Origin of the sequence: Gemmiger formicilis (genome assembly GCF_016901605.1) — a bacterium.
Classification (GTDB): Bacteria; Bacillota; Clostridia; order Oscillospirales; family Ruminococcaceae; genus Gemmiger; species Gemmiger formicilis_B.
In genome coordinates this window covers 1-224 of record NZ_JACJKP010000735.1, presented here as the reverse complement: position 1 = coordinate 224, position 224 = coordinate 1, and the positions used below count along the sequence as shown (strand labels likewise).

Here is a 224-nt window from a genome sequence, read left to right as displayed (position 1 = left end):
GCGGCCAGTTTTTGCAGATTTTCCAGAATCAGTTCGTTGCCCACGCCGGTGTATTGGCGGTGCAGCGCGGAATCCATCTGCTTGATATCGGAAATCCATAAATCGGTATAGGGCGGCGATCCGCTGGTGCAGAGCGATTTTGTGGCGGCGCTGTTCCGGGCCTGCAAGGCCGAGGGATTCCATACCTGCTGCGAGTCCACCTTCCATGCCCCCTGGGCCCAGGT

The 224-nt window shown here is 58.9% G+C and carries 1 pseudogene; it reads right to left on the bottom strand.

What is annotated here, in order from left to right:
- Positions 1-200, bottom strand: a pseudogene (locus tag H6B10_RS18215) (hypothetical protein); the annotation flags it as partial.
- Positions 201-224 lie beyond the last annotated feature (24 nt).